Origin of the sequence: Algoriphagus aurantiacus, from assembly GCF_035156405.1 — a bacterium.
GTDB lineage: Bacteria > Bacteroidota > Bacteroidia > Cytophagales > Cyclobacteriaceae > Algoriphagus > Algoriphagus aurantiacus.
This window is the reverse complement of sequence record NZ_JAXRUT010000003.1, coordinates 1-15557: the sequence shown is the minus strand read 5'-3', so window position 1 is coordinate 15557 and position 15557 is coordinate 1. Positions and strand designations below refer to the sequence as shown.

Sequence of the window (15557 nt, the reverse complement as noted above, 5' to 3'; positions counted from 1 at the left end):
CCAAAGAAAATGTGGAAAAACTACCTTCTCGTTGCTTATCGAAATCTTTTAAAGCATAAGATCTTTAGTGCCATTAACTTACTAGGACTTGCCTTGGGAATGACAGCCTGCCTTATCATACTCCAGTATGTTAGAGTTGAATTGAGTTATGACCGTTTTCACGACAAGTCAGACCGAATCTATCGTGTCCAACATGACCGCTATATTGACGGCGAACTCCAATACCAAAAAGCCCAAACCTTTATCCCAACCGGTGAGGCCATGATGAATGAATATCCTGAGGTAGAGGATTACACCACTATGTTCAGAATCAGTGCGGAATCAGACATAGTGATGACTCACTTGGCAGATGATGGAGAAATGCTTCGATTTGCCGAAAAGGAAGTATACCATGTGAAGGGAAATTTCTTTGAGGTGTTTTCCTTTCCCATCATAGAAGGAAACTCAGAAATCAAACATTTGGAGCCAAAGACGGTCTTGATTTCCCAGTCCACTGCATCTAAATATTTTGGAGACGAATCTGCTATCGGAAAGACCATTAGTCACAACTACGCAGAGAATTATAAGATTGTAGGCGTTTTTGAGGATGTTCCCGAGAATGCCCATATGAAATTTGACTTCTTGTTTGCTTGGCAAGAAGTATCAAGTCAAGAAAGCGGTGGAGACAATGAAAACTGGAGATGGGACGGGTTTTACACCTACCTTTTATTAACTCCTGATGCTGATATTTCAGTATTGGAGGCAAAATTCCCATCATTTGTCGAAAAATATAAAGCAAGCAATGTAAACAACAGCATCAATTCTGCATTCTCCCTTCAGCCGCTGACATCCATTCATCTAAATTCAAACTTACTTGCTGAGGCAGAGCCCAACAGCGAAGCAAAAATCGTCTACGCCTTATTGGCTATAGCAATTTTTGTGATGGCTATAGCCTGGATTAACTTTATAAATTTATCCATTTCCCGCTCGCTGGAAAGATCTAAAGAGGTCGGCGTAAGAAAAGTAATAGGATCGGGAAGAGCACAGCTTATCAAGCAATTTCTAACCGAGTCGCTGGCAATCAACCTGCTCTCATTTGCCCTTACCTGTATTTTCCTGTATTTGCTGGATCCGTACATTATATCATTTACGGGCGGACAATCTGTTCTTTCACTTTTTGTGCATACTGAATTTTTATTGGGAATGCTCGCCATGATAGTTATAGGCAGTGTACTAGCCGGCATCTATCCTGCATTTGTAACCTCCTCCTACAAGCCTATTCTTGCGCTAAAAGGCAGTTATTTCCACTATCAAAAGGGATCAATTTTCAGCATCAAACATGGACTGATTGTATTTCAGTTTTTGATTTCCATCGGGTTAATTGCCGCTTCTACAGTGGCCTACCGACAGCTTACCTTGATGAAATCCAGCAGTCTGGGCATTGATATGGAAAGCACTATAGTTGTCAATACCCAGGCTACTTTTGGACCTCCAGGCTCAGATTCTGTATTCACAAGGAAACTAACCACTTTTAGAGACAAGCTCAATGCTAATGAAAAAGTAAAAGGCATCACTGCTTCTTACGATATACCCGGAAAAGAACACTTGAGTATGATGCCGAATTTTAGGCATTCCAAAAAACCGGAAGAACTTGTCACGCTCTATTTCACCCGTATGGATTATGATTTTATCCCAACTTTTGAGGTCGACTTAGTTGCAGGAAGGAATTTTATTGAGGGAGTAGACAATCAGTACTCTATGATCCTAAACAAGGAAGCTGTTCAGATTCTGGGCTTTGAAAATCCTGAAGATGCCATAGGGAAGGAAGTCAATTGGGGGAATGAAAGTTTGGCCAAAGCTGAAATTGTTGGAGTCGTGGATTTCAGGGCAGTTTCGTATAAAGAATCCAACTATCCCGTGGCTTACACCTCTACTTTCTTTCCCTATAAATATGTCTCTGTCAAATTTGATGAGATCAGTGGATTAAATGCAAAAGAAAATGTAGTGTTGATTCAAGATGCTTGGAACTCAGTATTTCCCGATCAGCCGTTCGAATTTTTCTTTTTAGATGATTTTTTCAACAGTCAATATCAAGCTGATCAGAAATTTGGACAGCTGCTGAGCGCCTTCACTTTCCTTGCCATAATTGTCGCCTGTTTGGGATTGTACGGGATTACTTCACTTACAATATCCCAGCGGATAAAAGAGGTTGGGGTAAGGAAAATAATGGGCGCCTCTGTTGGCCAGATAATAGTTTTACTCTCGAAACAATTTATGGTAATGGTATTAGTAGCGGGAATACTGGCAATACCGATCATTAAATTTACCATGGAAAAATGGCTTGAAAATTATCCTTATCGAATAGACATTACATGGTGGGTTTATTTGCTTCCGATAGCCTTGCTTCTAGCAATCACCTGCCTCACCGTAGGCTTCCAGATCATTAAAGCTTCTATGATTAATCCCGCCAGACTCCTTAGATATGAATAGGGTCTAAGGGTATTTTAATATTAGGAAGAACCGTCTTGTACAACATCCCGTACAATTTCCTATCTTTGTAAAAACCTGAGAATCATGGATGTCACTACCTACTCTAATTTTCGCCAGAATCTGAAGTCCCATCTTGACAATGTGGTCAACGACCAGAAAGCCTTGTATGTCACTCGCGCAAATGGCGAAGATGTCGTCGTCTTATCCAAGTCTGACTATGAAAGCATGCAGGAAACCTATTATCTGATGAGTAGCCCAAAAAATGCTGAGAGATTGTTACACGCAATTAATGAGGCAAACCAAGGATTAGGAGTTAAAAGAGACCTGATCGACCTTTAAGTCATTACCTCATGAATACTATTTTTTTATCTAAAGGATGGGAAGACTATCAATATTGGATTGACGCAGATATAAAGCTTTTTAGAAAAATCAATAAACTGATTAAAGAATGTCAGCGAAATCCATTCGAAGGTATTGGTAAACCTGAGCCACTGAGAAACCAATTGTCTGGCTGGTGGTCACGAAGAATTGATCGAGAGCATAGACTAGTGTATCGAGTCAAAGATGGAGCACTAGAGATCGCTCAGTGTAGACATCATTATTGATAGATTGATTATTCTACCCCTCTCATAATAGAAGCGGGATTTCTCCGTGTATCAAATACATCAATAACTACAATAGATTTTGAATCAATAAAATATAGGATTTTGTAATTCCCCTCAACTAAATACCTAAACTCCTCTTGAAATGATAGTAATAAAGGTTCAACCTGTCCAGATTCGGGAAACTTTTTAAGTATTTCAACACTACGAACCAAGTTCAGTACAATTTTTCGAGCAACTCCATATCCTGCTTCATGCAAATAATAATCAAATATCAAGTCTAATTGCTTTTCAGCAAAATCAGTCCAAGTAATTACATACTCACTGGCCATATTTTCTCAAAAGCTCTTGAGAACTCTTAACCCTACCAGCCTTGTAATCTGCCATAGACTCCTCCACCCTAGACGTTAGCTCGTCAGCGGTCATAGGATCAAGTGACTTCGCGGATGCGCTACTTTTATTCAATTTTAACACTTCTTCTATTTCAGCCAAAATAGAAGCATCTTGAACATTTAAGATATCCTGAACGATTTTAATTTTTATAGCATCTATTTCCATAAATTATAATACGTAAGATGTTTCAGACTAATTTAACCAAATAATGGCTAATAAGATATGTACATATCAAATTTCAAACCTTATCAAGTGTATATCTGCTTTTCTGCAAGTAAAGCAATAAAGGATATAGTAAACTCTAGCATTAAGGCTACTTCGGTCTTTCTTCCAATAAACCCAATAATATGAGGCCACTGGCATCATTGCGTATAATTATATCTTACTAATTCCCCCTCAATATCTCCATCGGAGGCTGATTGATAATCTTCCTGCCATTGAGCCAACCCAGGATAATTGTCAAACTTGTGATCGCCAGATAAAGATACAAGGCTTCCAGCCAAGCTCCGCTAAATGAAATATTGAATACAAATTCACTCAGCAACCAAGTTGCGCCAAAGGACAAAATAATCCCGGACAGCGATGCCAAACTTCCCAAAAAGAAGTATTCGAGCGTATTGATTTTACTGACAATAGCTGAACTGGCTCCGAGCGTTCTTAGCAAAATACTCTCGCGCATCCGTTGATATTTACTGATAATTAACGAACTGATCAGCACCAATATTCCAGTGGCAATACTGAAAAATGCCATAAACTGAATCACAAAGCTTATCTTCCCCAAGATCTCTTCCAAGGTCTCTACAATAGTCCCCAAGTTGATAATGGAAATATTCGGAAACTCCCGTACTATCTCAGCCTGCACATCTGCTGCTTCACGGTCATTTTTGGTTTTGGTGATCAGCACATGAAACTTCGGTGCCTGATCTAAAACACCGTCTGGAAATAACACCAGAAAATTGGTGGAAACCTGAGTGAACTTCACTTCCCGTAGACTCCCAATGTAGGTTTTGATAGGCCTCCCTTGTACATTGAATTCTACCTCATCTCCTATTTTCATCCCATTGCCTTCCGCAAAACCTTTTTCAAAAGACACAAAAACACTATCGCCTCTGGCACCCAGTGGAATCAATTCCCCAGAAGCTATGGTTTCCGAATTAATAAGCGTGTCCCTATAAGTCACTCGAAACTCCCTATTGTACAGCCAGCGAGAATAATCCTCTTCATCCGGCAGCTCTTCATTTTCCTTTTTATCTATTCCGTTGATCTCATTTAGCTGCATGGTCACAATGGGAACTTCCTGCATGATCGGTAGATCTCTGGATTCAATTTTGGCTTTTATGTCCTGAAGTTGAGCTGTTTGAATATCAAACATTAACATATTCGGCTGATCTTCCTTATCTGCAAACTTAGCCTCCTCCAGTAGTTGGGTTTGTAGAAAAAATAGGGTAGAAATCATCGCCGTCCCCAGACCTATGGTTGCAATCAACGAAACTGTCTGATTATTTGGCCTATATAAATTCGCCAAGGATTGGCGCAAAGTATATTCGAATGAGATCGGCAAAAATCGTCTAACTGCCCAGATAATCAATTGAGCAACTCCCCATAGAATTCCAAAAGCAAACACCACAAACCCCGTGAAACCAAAAGCGAAATCAACACGACCTAATAGGTAAAAGCTAAAGCCCCAGATAAAAGCAAGAATCCCTGCAATCACCAACCAGCGCAATGGGTCTTTAAAAATAGTTGAATCACCGGTTTCGGGTCTCAGGGTCGCCATTGGAGATACATTTCTCACTTTCAGTAAAGGCAATAAAGCAAAAAGCACAGAGACAAATAATCCGGTAATAATTCCGAAACCCACAGAAAGCCAGGAAATCCCAAATGAAACTTCCACTGGAAGAAAATCTGCAAACACCGCAGGCAAAACAAACTGAAGGAGTGTCCCGAGAAATGCGCCTAATATTGCCCCAATCAATCCCATAATCATGATCTCAGTAAGATAGATCATCAAAACATCCCTAGATGATACACCCAGACAGCGCAAGACGGCCACTGAAGACAACTTTTCTTTCACGAAGACATTCACCGCACTTGCCACTCCCACACAGCCAAGCAGCAATGCGATAAAAGCAACCAAGCTTAGAAAATTGGAAAGATTGGTAAATGAACGTCCAGTGGAACGCTTCCTATCTTCTACTGTATCGGCATCGACTCTATCTTCTTCCCACTGATCCTCATAGGGTTTGATCAGCGCTTCTACGTCAGTCCCAGCAACAAATTGGTAATAGTTGTTATATTCCACCCGGCTACCGTATTGCACTAAGCCAGTCTCTTCTAAGTAAGCTTTTGGAATATAGACGGCTGGAGCAACCGATGCAGTTATACCTGTTTGACCTGGCACCTTTTGTAACTCTCCGACAACTTCAAAAAGCACTTCGCCGACTTTGATCTGGTCTCCAACTTCGGCATTGAACTGAGCCATCAGCGTCTTTTCCACCAACGCCTTTTTCCCTCCAGATCGGAAATCTGCATCACCTGAAGCCGGAATTGTTTCGAAAAACCCATAAAATGGAAAATCACCTTCAAGTGCACGGACTTGGGTCAGACGACTTGCTCCCGTCTCCGGGAAAGCCACCATACTTGCAAAATTGACCTCCGAAGCCATCTGCGTAGCAGCACTATCAATCGGCTGATCACCTACAGGCTTGTTGTTTTCCAATACCAAATCAGCCCCTAAAAGCTCTTTGGCTTGATTGTCAATGTCAGCTGTGAGATTCTCTCCAAATGAACTAATCGCCACCAACGCCGCTATTCCTACCACGATGGAAGAAACAAATAGCAACAGTCTAGAGATGTTTTTCCGGAAATCCCGAAAAGCCATCTTAATAATCCATCCGAAATCAGGCATCTGTACCCTCCTGTATTTTACCACCCTTAATATGAATAATGCGTTGGGTTTTGGCCGCTAAGTCCAAATCGTGCGTAACCAAAACCAGTGTCGTTCCCTCTTCCTTATTCAGGTCAAAAATCAGTTTCTCGATCATTTCGCCTGTTTCAGTATCAAGATTTCCCGTCGGTTCGTCTGCAAAAAGAATTTTCGGCTCATTGGCAAATGCCCTGGCGATAGATACACGCTGCTGCTCTCCACCGGAAAGCTGTGTAGGGTAATGCGTACCTCTGTCTCCAAGTCCGACTTTGTTAAGAAGTTCCTGCGCTTTTTGACGTGCATCTTTTCGCTTTTTTAGCTCCAAAGGCACCATCACATTTTCCAGCGCGGTCAGGGTGGGCAAAAGCTGAAAATTCTGAAATATAAAACCCACACTTTGGTTTCTCACAGCAGCACGCTGATCTTCCGAAAGCTCCTCCATAGCTTTTCCAGCTAATACAACGCTGCCTGTGGAACCTGAATCCAATCCGGCACAAAGCCCTAAAAGTGTCGTTTTACCACTGCCCGAAGGTCCGACAATTGATATTATTTCTCCTTCTTTGATGTCGAAAGTAACTTCATCTAAGACAGTCAGTTTTCTGCTGCCGCTTATGTAAACCTTGCTCAGGTTTGATACTGATAAAATATTCATGTGTAGTGATGGGAGTCGGTAAAGGGTATGAAAAGGCTTAACGAAAAACCTTCACTATGGTTGATTTGAAGATAGCATTCACACTACAAACCAGCAAATCGCATTTCACTTAATCTAAAAACAACTGAAATTAAGGTGATTGAGTGTTCATTTCACCAAATACCAATTGATTTAAAACTATCTGTGTTAAAATAATTTAAAATTAATCTAAATAAATAGAGTCAATTTAAAATCCTTCACATATTTTTGCCTTATCAATAATCAATCTAAATAAGAATATGAAATCGAGCATGTCGAACACGACACACACTGGGAGATTATAAATCCTGCGAGATTCCATGTGACCACTTAAAAATCAATTATAAACACATGAAAGGACTTTTCAACCTTTTGACCCTATACTTCATTAGTATTATTAGCGCTTATAGTCAGGCAAACTACGAGCTACGCGGATCCATTAAAGCCATCAGTGGGGAGCCTTTGATCGGCGCAAGCATTCAGGTTGCCGGGACTTCTTTTGGTACAGTGACAGATATTGAAGGAAACTATTCCCTTGTTTTTGAGAAGCCTGGAGAGTATCAATTGAAATTATCATTCATTGGGTACAATACTGTCAATGAAAAAATAACCATTAGCACGTCGGGGTTCACAAGAAATTTCCAACTGGAAGAAGAAACTTCCAGCCTACAGGAAGTAGAGATTGTAGGCAGAAAAGAAGAAGGGTATAAAAACACCGCAACTTTTCTGGGAAGCAAAACGCAGACAAATATCAAAGATTTGCCGCAATCGGTGTCTTATGTGACTAAAGAATTGATTTTGGACCAAGGACTGATGCGTGTGGGAGAAACAGTCAAAAACTTCTCAGGTGTAAGCCAATTCACCTTCTATGATGACATCACCATCCGAGGTTTCCGTATAAACGGTGGAAGCAATACCCAGCTGGTAAATGGAATGCGTTCTACATCAGGGTTTTGGAAGCAGCCACTGATCAATTACTTGGAAAGAGTAGAAGTATTGAAAGGTCCATCTTCGGCACTTTTCGGGAATGCTAGTCCGGGTGGCGTGGTAAACAGAGTGACCAAAAAACCATTGGACATCAATAGAAATAGCTTGAGTTTCTCTGTGGGCAGTTTCAATAATTTCAGGGGATTGGCTGACTTCACCGGCCCTGCTAATAAGTCAAAGACGTTGCTTTATAGATTAAACCTTGGCTATGAAGATGCACAGAATTTCAGAGATCTGCAGTTTGACAAAAACATCGTGGTAGCGCCTTCATTTTCTTTCATTGCATCAGAAAGAACCCGAGTAAATTTGGATTTGGTATTCAATAATTCGAGCAGCCGATTGGACAGAGGGCAATCTACTTTTGAAGATGATTTATATTCTACCCCTACTTCAAGATCTCTCAATACTGCAAATGATTATTTGAAGGAACAGACCTACACGATTACTACATCTCTAAACCATCAAATCAGCAAAGACATTAGTCTCAATGCTTCCTACATGAAAACCGGATACAATGAGGATCTTACAGAGCACAGATCTTCTAACAGTTATGCTTTGGACGGAGATGGGAACACTATCGGAACTAGGGTGGGGCGTCAGGTTTTCATAAGAAAAAGAACCCGGTTTGTCGATAATCTGTCTGCTTATTTCAACATTCAGAAAAACACCGGAAAGCTTTCCCACAAACTCGTAGTTGGCTACGATTACGCTCAGGAGACACTACCTGCTGGTGGCTCACAATTGACTGCGAATGGATATAGAAATGCAGCAAATACAGGCTTCATTTCAACTTACAATCCAGCGAATAAAGATTCTTACTTATTGGATAGCAATGGAAATCCAGTGCCAAATGTTTCTCATTTTGACTTAGAGAATCCTATCGCCTCTCAAACTATGCAGGATATGTCAAAATATTTCTATGCACAAAGAAGCTACGACCCGACACGCTACCAATTGAATGGTTTTTATGTCCAGGATCAAATCAGCTTTGGAAAATTGGAAGCGATGATTGGTCTCAGATACGAAGTATATACAGACTTCGAAAACTATAAAAAAGAGGATGAGCAAAAAGTAAATCAGAATGTTTTGCTTCCGCGATTTGGTTTGGTGTTCAAAGCCAACGAGCACATGAATTTCTACGGTACTTACGTGGAAGGCTACAATCCACAAACAGCATCCACTATCTCCAATCCAAATGCAGGCGGCCCATTTGATCCATTGATCAGTTCAATGGTTGAATTCGGAATGAAATCCGATTGGTTTAACAAAAGACTTAAGTTAACCACAGGAGTCTACCAAATCGATCAGCGGAACACCTTATATCCGGTACCTGGAGAAATCGATTTACTTCAACAAATCGGCAAGGAATCAGCCAAAGGAGTGGAACTTGATGTAACCGGAAGAATCCTGATGAATTGGAGTGTGATGGCTTCTTATGCTTATAATGTGGCTGAAATTACAGAAAGTCCAAATGAGGAAGACCTAAACCGTCAAAAACCAAACGCACCAAAACACCAGGGAAATCTCTGGACCAAATATGAGTTTGACCAAGGTTCTTTGACAGGATTGGGCGTGGGATTTGGTGCGAATTTCGTGACAGAAAGAAATCTTTCACTAAACGCAACCCAAACCATCCCGGGATACACAGTCTTAAACGCAGCACTGTTTTATACCACCGGAAATGTACGATTGCAGCTAAACATCAACAACCTATCGGATAAAACCCACTGGGTGGGCGGATATGATTACCTAAGGCTTTTCCCGGGTGCACCAAGAAATGTATTGGGAACAATCACCTTTTCATTCTAATCCGGAAAGGTGGCGGCTAAAAAATCTAAAAATCTCCTTTGGAAAATCCATCAGTGGATCGGTCTCTATGTGGGAATCGTCATTGCAGCGCTCAGTTTAACTGGCGCTGTTGCCGTTTTCATCCCGGAGATCGATGCATTTCTGGAGCGTGGCTATGAACTTAAAGAAACCGGGGATTCATTTATGCCGATGAATGGGATCATATCACAGGTACAACTCGAAAATCCGGGATTTAGAGTCTTAGGAGCAATGCCGCCTGCAAAAGCAACTGATCCACTTATAATGGACATCTTCTTTGAGGCTGGAGCAAAGGACTCCCAAAGAATCCAGGTTTTCATCAATCCATACACAGGGGAGATCTTAGGTCAAAAAACCCACACAGACAGCCTCTCCAATTACTTGAGGCAAATCCATGTGCGCCTTATGGATGCCTGGTGGGGAAGACAACTCGTAGGCTTGGCCGGAGTAGGGTTATTTATACTGTGTCTGACGGGATTGCTTATCTATGGGCAATTCATGAAAAATCAACTCTTCGGTGCATTCAGAAAAAAGAACCTCCGGATTTTGATGGCAGATTGGCATAAGATGGTAGGAATGGCCGCACTGCTTTTCAATCTGATGATTGCCGGAACTGGCGCATGGCTGGGACTTCAGCCAATTTTAATCAAAGCTTTTGACATCAAAGCTCCAAACACTTTTGTGAGAACAGAGAAAATCTCAAGTCCAGAGATTGACATTGACCAAGAATATGATTTTTGGAAAGCGGTAGAAGGTGCCAAAGCCCAAATCCCGGAATTCACACCCATCCAGGTTATTCCCTCAAAAAACGGAACAAATACAATCGAGGTGAAAGGAGATGCAGGGCATTTACCGTTTGAGCCACATATCTCCAAAGTGGTTCTAGATAAAACATCGCTGGAAATTCTGGATGTATATGACATCAGAGAGCAGTCATTTTCCGACAAATTCTATTACATGCAGGAAGGCTTGCACTTTGGGAGATTTGGAGGGATTTTTCTGAAAATCGCCTATGCCCTGCTTGCCATCACATCCGGAGTACTTTCCATCACCGGCTTTTTCATTTATTTAATCCGTAAGAAAAAGACAGTCGAAGAAAAAGATCTGGTCAAAAAGACCATCTTTATCTATTCGATTGCTGTTATCACGCTTATTATCTCCTTAGGACTTATCACTGTGTTTATAGGATATGCATACGCTACAATACTGATGACTCCGGCAGTTTATATTTTCTTGTTCTGCTTTATTTCCTATCAGCTTTTTCGCTATTGGAAGAAGGAAAACTTATCAAAAGAACCAATTCATGAAAAAGGATAAACAGCTGACAGAACATTATCTATTGCCATTGAATCTCTGTTTTCTTTCATTCTTTGGGGTTTTTATGTTTTATGAATTGGACAAGTGGCTTATGCTTGATGCTCCGCAATCAACTTCTTTTCTCACACTTGCTATCTGCGGACTTGCAACAGTCTTTTTGGCTAGTTCTATCAAAATTCGAAAACCCTATTTCCAAGGATTCTGTATCTTACTTTCTATAGTTGCTTTGATAATATTATTCTGACCCGTGTAAAACTCTGCTTTTTCCTGAACCTTTTGACTTAAAATCCTTTTGGGTATATAGTTTTACATTTCACAATTCGATCATATGCAATTCAATCTTAACCGTTTATTTTCTTCAGTGCTTCTCCTATTTTTTGGATTGACAGTTATTTCATGTTCTGAAAAAAAAGCAGAGACCACCCAATCCGAAACCGTCCTAGAGAAATCGGTAGAAGAGAATTCTGATGAGAAAATAATCCTGTTCTTTGGAAATAGCTTGACCGCTGCCTACGGGATCGATCCAGAAGATGGATTTGCAGGTTTGACTCAAGAGAAAATAGATAGCTTGGGACTGAACTATAGAGTAATCAATGGCGGACTTTCAGGCGAAACAACTGCTGGTGGGCTTAGCCGATTAGATTGGTTCCTTGAGGATAAGCCAGACGTATTCATTCTTGAGCTTGGAGGAAATGACGGTCTGCGCGGGATCAAACTCACTGAAACTAAAAGCAATCTGCTCAAAATTATCGATAAAGTCAGAGCAAAATTCCCTGAAACCAAAATCATATTGGCTGGCATGCAAATTCCACCGAATATGGGTCAGGAATACGCCAGTGAGTTTAGTGCCATGTACCCAGCTGTCGCCGAGGAAAAAGATGTAACCCTGATCCCTTTTCTCTTGGAAGATGTAGGCGGAATTCCTGAGCTAAATCTTCCAGACGGAATTCACCCTACTGAAGAAGGACATCAGATTGTATTCAAAACAATCTGGCCTTACATTGAAAACACCCTAGAATAAAAATTCTAAGCATCTATCCTGAAAAGGTTTTAGAAGAATTATTCCATATAAGAAACTTGTTCTGAAGGTTGTAGCGGATCAGCTTTATTGATCTAATTTTTTACGCTATATTTTAACCTTCATTAAAATTTTTAGAAAATGAGCTTTCAAATCAAATCTTCCGGGGAATCTTACGATGTGATTATCGTAGGGTCTGGAGCTGGTGGCGGGATGGCCTCCAAAATTCTGTCAGAGGCCGGACTCTCTGTTGCAGTATTAGAAGCTGGAGGGGATTTCGACCCTGCCAAAGAAGAAGATCGAACCCAGCTTAGACCCCCATGGGAATCTCCACGAAGAGGTGCCGGCACTCAAATCCGCCCTTTTGGAGATTTTGATGCTGCTGTCGGAGGATGGGAAATTGACGGTGAGCCATATACTAGAAAAGATGGTTCAGAGTTTGACTGGTTCCGGTCCAGAATGGTAGGTGGTAGAACCAATCACTGGGGTAGAATTTCTTTACGCTTTGGGCCCAATGATTTCAAAAGAGCTAGCATAGATGGTTTAGGCGATGATTGGCCTATTGGCTATGACGATGTCAAGCCATACTATGATAAAGTCGACAAGCTGATTGGCGTTTATGGCACCAAAGAAGGCATGTATAATGAACCGGATGGTTTTTTTCTTCCCCCTCCTAAACCAAGGCTTCACGAACTTTACCTGAAAAAAGGAGCTGCGAGCGCGAGTATCCCAATGATTCCATCAAGGCTTTCCATTCTCACGAGGCCAATCAACAAAGACCGAGGCGTTTGTTTTTTCTGTCGCCAATGTAATCGTGCCTGTCAGGTCTACGCGGATTTCTCAGCAGGAACATGCCTGGTACATCCCGCCATGAAGCAGGGAAAAGTCGATCTTTTCACCCACAGCATGGTAAGAAAAGTCACTACGGATGACGCAGGCAAAGCAACGGGAGTTTCTTTTGTCAATGTGAAAGACATGAAAGAATACAAACTCAAATCCAGAGTAGTTGTACTAGGCGCTTCTGCCTGTGAGACTTCTAGGATTATGCTAAATTCTAAATCAAAGACACATCCAAATGGAATAGGTAATAGCTCAGGTGTATTGGGTCATTACCTGCATGACTCTACCGGAGCAAGTAGATCGGGGATCATTCCGGATATGATGGGACGCAAGCGATACAATGAAGATGGCACAGGTGGAATGCACATGTACACTCCATGGTGGTTGGATAATAAGAAACTGGATTTTGCCAGAGGCTACCATATAGAGTATGGTGGTGGTATGGGTCAGCCTGGATATGGAGCAGGAGGAAATATGGACTCCATGAGAAAATACATTACAGATGAATTCGGCAAGCCAAGTCCAAATGGAGGCTATGGAGAAGGGTTGAAAAAAGACATTCGCCAAATCTATGGCTCAACAGTTGGTATGTCTGGACGTGGAGAAAGCGTCCCAAGATTTGATAACTACTGTGAAATTGACCCAACTGTAGTGGACAAATTCGGTATTCCGGTCCTTCGATTTAATTACAAATGGACTGATCAGGAAATCAACCAAGCCAAACACATGCAGGATACTTTTGAAGAAATCCTGACAGGAGCCGGAGCGCAATTATTTGGCACTAAACCTGGAGCAGATACGCTTTACGGTCTTGCTGCTCCGGGAAGAATCATTCACGAAGTGGGCACGGCCAGAATGGGCAACGACCCTAAATCTTCTGTGCTTAATTCCAATTCTCAAACGCATGACTGCAAAAACCTATTTGTGGTGGATGCGGGATCTTTTGTATCTCAAGCTGATAAAAACCCAACCTGGACAATTTTAGCCTTGAGTTGGAGAACCTCAGATTACATCGTTTCAGAACTAACAAAGAAAAATATTTAAGCCATGAATAGAAGAGAAAACCTCAAATTACTCTTTACTGGCTCAGTCGGTACGGGTTTAATACTAACAGGATGTTCACCGGAAGAGAAAGCCTTACCAGAAAACGCACTGTTATCTGGAGGCACAATCGGCGGGAGAACTCAGGAAGAAAAACAACGCGATCAGGAATTGCTTTCTGAGACATTTTTCACCGACGATGAGCGTAAGAAGCTAAGTACTTTGGTGGATATCATTATGCCAAAAGATGATGAATCTCCCGCCGCTACTGAAGTTGGTGTAGTAGATTTCATGGAGTTTATGATGAAAGACCAACCCAGGAACCAAACGCCAATGAGAGGTGGACTGATGTGGCTGGATTTCGAAGCAGACGAGAAATTTGCCAAAAGTTTCAATGAATTAAATGAATCAGAAGTGATGCAAATTGTGGATGAAGTTGCTTGGCCTGATACTGCAAAACCAGAATATGAAGGTGCGGTTCGCTGGTTCAATATGCTTAGAAATCTGACCTGCTCGGGCTACTTCTCGACCGAAGCTGGCTGGAAATACATGGGCTATGTAGGCAACACGCCCAATGCTTGGGATGGAGTTCCACAAGAAGTGATGGCAAAGCATGGATTCAAACTTGAGGAAAAATACATGCCCCTTTATCTCAAACCTGAAGATCGAGGTACGGTCATACAATGGGATGATGAAGGAAATGTAATCGGATAAACACTTAAAACTCAGTCTTTCGGGCTGAGTTTTTTTTTTGGTTTAAAAAGAATAACTATTAACTTATTCATTTATCACTCTAAGCTTTTCCTTCTATGCGTAAAAACCTCTTTATCGTATTAGTCTTACTTAGCTCATTTTGGCTTTCTTCATGTAACAAAAAAGAGACTATCACAGAAAGTACTCCTCCGGAATTTTCCCTAGAGGTGGTCGATTCACTAGACTTAGATATCCTAGGCAACCCTCTAATGGCTTCGGTAAACAAAACAGGAAGCCTTGTTTCCTTTTTTGATTTCCCCTCTAGTGAGACTGTCATCACTGATACACATGGCGAGATTCTTCACCAATTTTCAAAGAAAGAGGATACGCCTGATGCTTATGGCTTTAGGCTTGACTTACCTATTCTTTGGGGTGAAAACCGAGTAATTATCATTGGAATGAAAGGTCTATTCATCTATGATCTGGATGGAGCGATGATCAAAAAGATAGATCACCCTGAGGCCATGGGAAGTGCTGGATCCATGTCATTCCCAGGATTGACAGCCAAGATAATTTCAATTGATGGCAAAGACTATCTCATGACGAAGTCCTTTCGCTCCCGTGACACTTACCCTGGAGAACAGAAATTTTACGATACCTATAAACCTGAGTTCGATTTTAAAAAACGGCTAATTGGTTTGTTTCGACGGGTTGATACTTGATTGCGGGCTTTTTAGGTAAGAAGGAATAGGCAATTAAACCTGCGACAAGGTT

General features: G+C 41.3%; 14 protein-coding genes and 1 pseudogene. 10 read left to right on the top strand and 5 right to left on the bottom strand.

Annotated features, from left to right (window positions below):
• The first annotated feature begins 9 nt into the window (after positions 1 to 9).
• The 3 genes from SYJ56_RS03715 (at position 10) to SYJ56_RS03705 (ending at position 3074) form a co-directional block, all read left to right on the top strand.
• Positions 10 to 2469 carry an ABC transporter permease gene (locus tag SYJ56_RS03715; RefSeq protein ID WP_323832291.1) on the top strand — a complete coding sequence of 820 codons (2460 nt, stop codon included), beginning with the start codon at positions 10 to 12 and terminating at the stop codon, positions 2467 to 2469.
• 84 nt (positions 2470 to 2553) lie between these two features.
• Complete coding sequence (locus SYJ56_RS03710; RefSeq protein WP_323832290.1) at positions 2554 to 2808, top strand: type II toxin-antitoxin system Phd/YefM family antitoxin; 255 nt, start codon at positions 2554 to 2556, stop codon at positions 2806 to 2808.
• An 11-nt stretch (positions 2809 to 2819) separates the two neighbouring features.
• Positions 2820 to 3074, top strand: a complete 255-nt coding sequence (locus tag SYJ56_RS03705) for a Txe/YoeB family addiction module toxin (protein WP_323832289.1) — start codon at positions 2820 to 2822, stop codon at positions 3072 to 3074.
• Positions 3075 to 3082: 8 nt separating this feature from the next.
• Here the strand turns inward: SYJ56_RS03705 and SYJ56_RS03700 are convergent, their stop codons facing one another.
• The 4 genes from SYJ56_RS03700 to SYJ56_RS03685 form a co-directional block, all read right to left on the bottom strand.
• A complete protein-coding gene (locus tag SYJ56_RS03700; protein WP_323832288.1) occupies positions 3083 to 3403 on the bottom strand; it encodes a type II toxin-antitoxin system RelE/ParE family toxin in 321 nt (106 codons plus the stop codon).
• Positions 3393 to 3629: a hypothetical protein gene (locus SYJ56_RS03695; protein WP_323832287.1), complete on the bottom strand. Its 237-nt coding sequence runs from the start codon at positions 3627 to 3629 to the stop codon at positions 3393 to 3395. Before SYJ56_RS03695 ends, SYJ56_RS03700 begins: the two co-directional genes overlap by 11 nt.
• Positions 3630 to 3849: 220 nt before the next feature.
• Entirely contained in the window at positions 3850 to 6372 is a 2523-nt protein-coding gene (locus SYJ56_RS03690) for an ABC transporter permease (RefSeq protein ID WP_323832286.1), read from the bottom strand.
• Entirely contained in the window at positions 6365 to 7042 is a 678-nt protein-coding gene (locus tag SYJ56_RS03685; RefSeq protein WP_323832285.1) for an ABC transporter ATP-binding protein, read from the bottom strand. Before SYJ56_RS03685 ends, SYJ56_RS03690 begins: the two co-directional genes overlap by 8 nt.
• A 369-nt stretch (positions 7043 to 7411) precedes the next feature.
• On the opposite strand from SYJ56_RS03685, the gene SYJ56_RS03680 reads away from it, so the two are divergent.
• The 7 genes from SYJ56_RS03680 to SYJ56_RS03650 all read left to right on the top strand — a co-directional run bounded on the left by SYJ56_RS03680 (position 7412) and on the right by SYJ56_RS03650 (position 15505).
• A complete protein-coding gene (locus SYJ56_RS03680; RefSeq protein ID WP_323832284.1) occupies positions 7412 to 9856 on the top strand; it encodes a TonB-dependent receptor in 2445 nt (814 codons plus the stop codon).
• A 9-nt stretch (positions 9857 to 9865) separates the two neighbouring features.
• The gene (locus tag SYJ56_RS03675) at positions 9866 to 11191 is read left to right on the top strand and encodes a PepSY-associated TM helix domain-containing protein (protein WP_323832283.1); all 1326 of its coding nucleotides are present in this window, start codon (positions 9866 to 9868) and stop codon (positions 11189 to 11191) included.
• Positions 11178 to 11435 carry a hypothetical protein gene (locus SYJ56_RS03670; RefSeq protein WP_323832282.1) on the top strand — a complete coding sequence of 86 codons (258 nt, stop codon included), beginning with the start codon at positions 11178 to 11180 and terminating at the stop codon, positions 11433 to 11435. The genes SYJ56_RS03675 and SYJ56_RS03670 overlap by 14 nt, the downstream gene beginning before the upstream one ends.
• Before the next feature lie 84 nt (positions 11436 to 11519).
• Positions 11520 to 12212, top strand: a complete 693-nt coding sequence (locus SYJ56_RS03665) for an arylesterase (RefSeq protein ID WP_323832281.1) — start codon at positions 11520 to 11522, stop codon at positions 12210 to 12212.
• Between the two features lie 138 nt (positions 12213 to 12350).
• A complete protein-coding gene (locus tag SYJ56_RS03660) occupies positions 12351 to 14093 on the top strand; it encodes a GMC family oxidoreductase (RefSeq protein WP_323832280.1) in 1743 nt (580 codons plus the stop codon).
• A gap of 3 nt (positions 14094 to 14096) precedes the next feature.
• Complete coding sequence (locus SYJ56_RS03655; protein ID WP_323832279.1) at positions 14097 to 14804, top strand: gluconate 2-dehydrogenase subunit 3 family protein; 708 nt, start codon at positions 14097 to 14099, stop codon at positions 14802 to 14804.
• Positions 14805 to 14899: 95 nt separating this feature from the next.
• Positions 14900 to 15505, top strand: coding sequence for a hypothetical protein (locus tag SYJ56_RS03650; RefSeq protein WP_323832278.1), 606 nt, complete (start codon positions 14900 to 14902; stop codon positions 15503 to 15505).
• On the opposite strand, the pseudogene SYJ56_RS26045 reads toward SYJ56_RS03650, so the two are convergent.
• A pseudogene (locus tag SYJ56_RS26045) lies at positions 15462 to 15557 on the bottom strand (IS982 family transposase); the annotation flags it as partial. The gene SYJ56_RS03650 and the pseudogene SYJ56_RS26045 overlap by 44 nt on opposite strands.

Coding starts and splice junctions, on each gene's coding strand:
- SYJ56_RS03715 (WP_323832291.1), top strand. CDS start 10: ATGTGGAAAAACTACCTTCTCGTTGCTTATCGAAATCTTTTAAAGCAT.
- SYJ56_RS03710 (WP_323832290.1), top strand. CDS start 2,554: ATGGATGTCACTACCTACTCTAATTTTCGCCAGAATCTGAAGTCCCAT.
- SYJ56_RS03705 (WP_323832289.1), top strand. CDS start 2,820: ATGAATACTATTTTTTTATCTAAAGGATGGGAAGACTATCAATATTGG.
- SYJ56_RS03700 (WP_323832288.1), bottom strand. CDS start 3,403: ATGGCCAGTGAGTATGTAATTACTTGGACTGATTTTGCTGAAAAGCAA.
- SYJ56_RS03695 (WP_323832287.1), bottom strand. CDS start 3,629: ATGGAAATAGATGCTATAAAAATTAAAATCGTTCAGGATATCTTAAAT.
- SYJ56_RS03690 (WP_323832286.1), bottom strand. CDS start 6,372: ATGCCTGATTTCGGATGGATTATTAAGATGGCTTTTCGGGATTTCCGG.
- SYJ56_RS03685 (WP_323832285.1), bottom strand. CDS start 7,042: ATGAATATTTTATCAGTATCAAACCTGAGCAAGGTTTACATAAGCGGC.
- SYJ56_RS03680 (WP_323832284.1), top strand. CDS start 7,412: ATGAAAGGACTTTTCAACCTTTTGACCCTATACTTCATTAGTATTATT.
- SYJ56_RS03670 (WP_323832282.1), top strand. CDS start 11,178: ATGAAAAAGGATAAACAGCTGACAGAACATTATCTATTGCCATTGAAT.
- SYJ56_RS03665 (WP_323832281.1), top strand. CDS start 11,520: ATGCAATTCAATCTTAACCGTTTATTTTCTTCAGTGCTTCTCCTATTT.
- SYJ56_RS03660 (WP_323832280.1), top strand. CDS start 12,351: ATGAGCTTTCAAATCAAATCTTCCGGGGAATCTTACGATGTGATTATC.
- SYJ56_RS03655 (WP_323832279.1), top strand. CDS start 14,097: ATGAATAGAAGAGAAAACCTCAAATTACTCTTTACTGGCTCAGTCGGT.
- SYJ56_RS03650 (WP_323832278.1), top strand. CDS start 14,900: ATGCGTAAAAACCTCTTTATCGTATTAGTCTTACTTAGCTCATTTTGG.